Origin of the sequence: Sphingobium sp. (assembly GCF_041987595.1) — a bacterium.
Taxonomy (GTDB): Bacteria; Pseudomonadota; Alphaproteobacteria; order Sphingomonadales; family Sphingomonadaceae; genus Sphingobium.
In genome coordinates this window covers 273-3,288 of record NZ_JBHIWJ010000188.1, presented here as the reverse complement: position 1 = coordinate 3,288, position 3,016 = coordinate 273, and the positions used below count along the sequence as shown (strand labels likewise).

The window sequence follows — 3,016 nt, the reverse complement described above, 5'->3', positions numbered from 1 at the left end:
CTGTTCGACGCGATCCTCGATGCGTTGAAGCTGGGTTCGGGACATGCCGCCTCCTCCCGTTCCGCCATCGCGCGCCGAACCACGCAGATAGCGCTGCAATTCGATCGCAGCCTGAAGCCATATCGCCTGCGTTAGCATCTCGCTGCAAAAGCCGGGTTGCGCAATCTCGCCGGCGATACGCCGCAGCGCCTCGCGCACAGTCGGACTGCGCACGTCGAGCGAAGCCTGCAATGCGTCGCTCGACAGGTCCGGCCCGTCATGATCGAAGCCCATCCCGTCGAAGCCGCAGCATATGGATGTCTGCTCACCCTCGCCCCACTCGGTATGCAGTTCGCTTCGCGCCGGAACGAACAGCACGTCGCCCAGGGCGCTGGCCCTGCCCTGTTCCATCCCGCCATAACCGCCGCAAGGACGACCCGGGCGAGGGGATAGCGCAAGATCGAGAAAGCTGCGCGGCGACGAAAAGACCCCGCCCTGCTGGCCGCGGAAGCGATAATGATGCAATTCCATCACCACGCCGGGCAGCGCGATCCGACCCCGGACCGTGCATTCCATGGCCGGCGTGACGGGCAGATCATAGACGTGGGAAACAGCGTGCATCCAACCTCTCCGAACAGTTTCGCCTGCCGCGACGCCATCGCTGCCTAGCATGGCGCTTTTGCGGAGTATTTGGCGCGGCGGCGATGGCTGCGCACCTTGCGGAAGAAAGGGTCCGCGCTTTTAGATGGCGCATCGAAAAGAGGAGAGCGACATGGGCAGTGCCGGGCAGGAAGAGGCCGCGCGCCGGAACATCATCGACATTACCGACCTGCATCACCCCGTGCTGACCGATGTCCAGAAGCAGGTGATCGCCGGGGCCGAGGCGGCGGCGGACCAGATCGTCCTGAAGCCAGAGGTCATCCTGGCCGCAGCGCAGGCGCAGACCGGGCTGTCGGATTTCGGCGCGGAGGATTTTCGCGAACGGCTGGCCGTCTGGTGCCAGGCGGTGGACGAGGATGCCAACGCCTCTGCGGTCACGCGCGCCAATCTGTTCCAGATGATGATCCGCTTTGCCGCGACGCGCCTGCGAATCGAGGACATAGTGAAGCGCCACCCGGAGATATTGGACATTCAGATCGACCGGCCGATCATCGTCGCGGGCCTTCCCCGATCGGGCACGACGCATCTGCTCGGCCTGCTGTCGGCAGACCGCCGCTTCCGCTCGTTGCCCTGGTGGGAAGCGATCGCGCCGGTTCCCGCCCCGGACGAAACCCCGACGGAAGAGGATAGCAATCCGCGCTGGACCAAGGCCGAACAGGGCTGGCGGATGATGGAATCCATCCTGCCCTATATGGCGATCATGCACGAATTTTCGCCCGATCATATCAGCGAGGATATCGAGCTTCAGGCGGTCGATTTCTCCTCCTATCTGATCGAGTGGCTGGCGCGTGTGCCGCGCTGGCGGGACTATTATCTGAGCCACGACCAGTCGGGCACCTATGCCTATCTGAAGAAGGGCCTCCAGGTCCTGACCTTCCTGAACGGACCGAACCGCTGGGTCATCAAATGCCCCCAGCATATGGAGCAGTTGCCCGCCCTCTATAAGACCTTTCCCGACGCCACCTTCGTCCTGACCCATCGCGATCCGGTCGGGTCGATCCGGTCCCAGCTCACCATGTACAGCTATGCGGCGCGCATGTTCCGCAAGACGATCGATATTCAGGAGCCGCTCGGCTACTGGCCCGACCGCTATGAAAAGCTGCTCCGCGCCTGCGTGCGGGATCGCGACATCCTGCCCCCCGACCAGACGATCGACGTCTATTTTCATGACTGGATCAAAAATCCCGATCCGATTCTGAAAGAGATTTATCGCATTGCCGACATCCCGCTGACCGATGAGGCTCTAGCCAACCTGCACGACTATCTGGCCGAACATGGCGAGCAGGCCAAGGGCAAGATCGTTTACGATTTGGAGCGCGATTTCCGTGTGACCGGCGAGGAGTTGCGCCGCCCTTTCGCTTTCTATTTCGATCGGTTCCCGGTGCAGGTCGAGGTGAAATAGCCCATCTCACAACCTGCCTTTCGACAGGATGGAAATCCGCGCGCGCTGATTAGCAGGGGCATTACTTTCGATTCCACCGGAGGAATGCCATGCCCGAATTGAATGTCATCACCCGTGACGGCGCACAGCAGACGATCAATGCATCCGCGGATAGCTCGGTAATGGAAGCCATAAGAGATTCCGGTTTCGATGAGTTGCTGGCGCTGTGTGGCGGCTGCTGTTCCTGCGCGACATGCCATGTCTATGTCGACCCGGCCTTCGCTCAATCCCTGCCCCCGGTATCGGACGACGAAAGCGATCTGCTGGATGGATCGCCGCACCGCAACGACTATTCACGCCTGTCCTGTCAGGTCATGATGACGGAAGCCCTGTCGGGTCTTACGATCACCATCGCTCCTGAAGACTGAGCACAACACCAATCCTGAATGTATGAGAGAGGACTATCGTGGCCTGGAAAGAAGATATTCGTGAACAGCTGGACGTGTCGGATTCGACCGTACTGACCGACAAGCAGAAGCAGATGGTCAAGCATTGGACCGACCTGCAGGAAACCCTGAACGCCGGCGATTTTGACGGCATGGATCGGTTTTTCCATCCCGATTTCCGGTACGGCAACCCCAACCGGCCGGATCTGGGCACCTATGAAGAGTGGAAGACCTCGCCGGTCGCGCTCTACAAGACCTTCTTCCCCGCCGCCTACAAGACCATCGACGCGGTCGGCAAGGGCGACGACGAGATCTGGATCTACGCCACCCACTACTGCAAGCATGTGGGCGGACCCTATATGGGCGTGCAGCCGACCGGCAATGAGTTTCAGGTCAACTGGTTCTCGATCGTCAAGTTCAAGGACGACAAGATCGTCAGCATCTTCAGCATTTCCGACGTGCTGACCATGCTGAAAGACATCGGCGTGGTGGAAGTCCCCCAGCCGGTCGACCCCTACAAATAAGCAGATGCGCTGCTGTTCTTCTTCCG

4 protein-coding genes are annotated in these 3,016 nt (G+C 60.6%); 3 read left to right on the top strand and 1 reads right to left on the bottom strand.

The features are described from left to right. Window positions 1–600, bottom strand: a 600-nt coding sequence (locus ACFC3J_RS22580) for an AraC family transcriptional regulator (protein ID WP_375198158.1), incomplete at its 3' end; no start/stop codon positions are given. Window positions 601–724: 124 nt separating this feature from the next. Here ACFC3J_RS22580 and ACFC3J_RS22575 point away from each other — a divergent pair. From ACFC3J_RS22575 to ACFC3J_RS22565, 3 genes are all read left to right on the top strand, one after another. Further along, the gene (locus ACFC3J_RS22575) at window positions 725–2,041 is read left to right on the top strand and encodes a sulfotransferase (protein ID WP_375198157.1); all 1,317 of its coding nucleotides are present in this window, start codon (window positions 725–727) and stop codon (window positions 2,039–2,041) included. An 89-nt stretch (window positions 2,042–2,130) separates the two neighbouring features. Beyond that, on the top strand, window positions 2,131–2,448 hold the full coding sequence (locus ACFC3J_RS22570; protein ID WP_066762691.1) for a 2Fe-2S iron-sulfur cluster-binding protein: 318 nt from the start codon (window positions 2,131–2,133) through the stop codon (window positions 2,446–2,448). A 38-nt stretch (window positions 2,449–2,486) separates the two neighbouring features. Then, window positions 2,487–2,990, top strand: a complete 504-nt coding sequence (locus ACFC3J_RS22565; protein WP_009823722.1) for an ester cyclase — start codon at window positions 2,487–2,489, stop codon at window positions 2,988–2,990. Window positions 2,991–3,016: the final 26 nt, after the last annotated feature.

Bases quoted from the DNA above. Each gene is read 5' to 3' on its own strand.
- ACFC3J_RS22575 (WP_375198157.1), top strand. From the start codon at position 725: ATGGCGCATCGAAAAGAGGAGAGCGACATGGGCAGTGCCGGGCAGGAA.
- ACFC3J_RS22570 (WP_066762691.1), top strand. From the start codon at position 2,131: ATGCCCGAATTGAATGTCATCACCCGTGACGGCGCACAGCAGACGATC.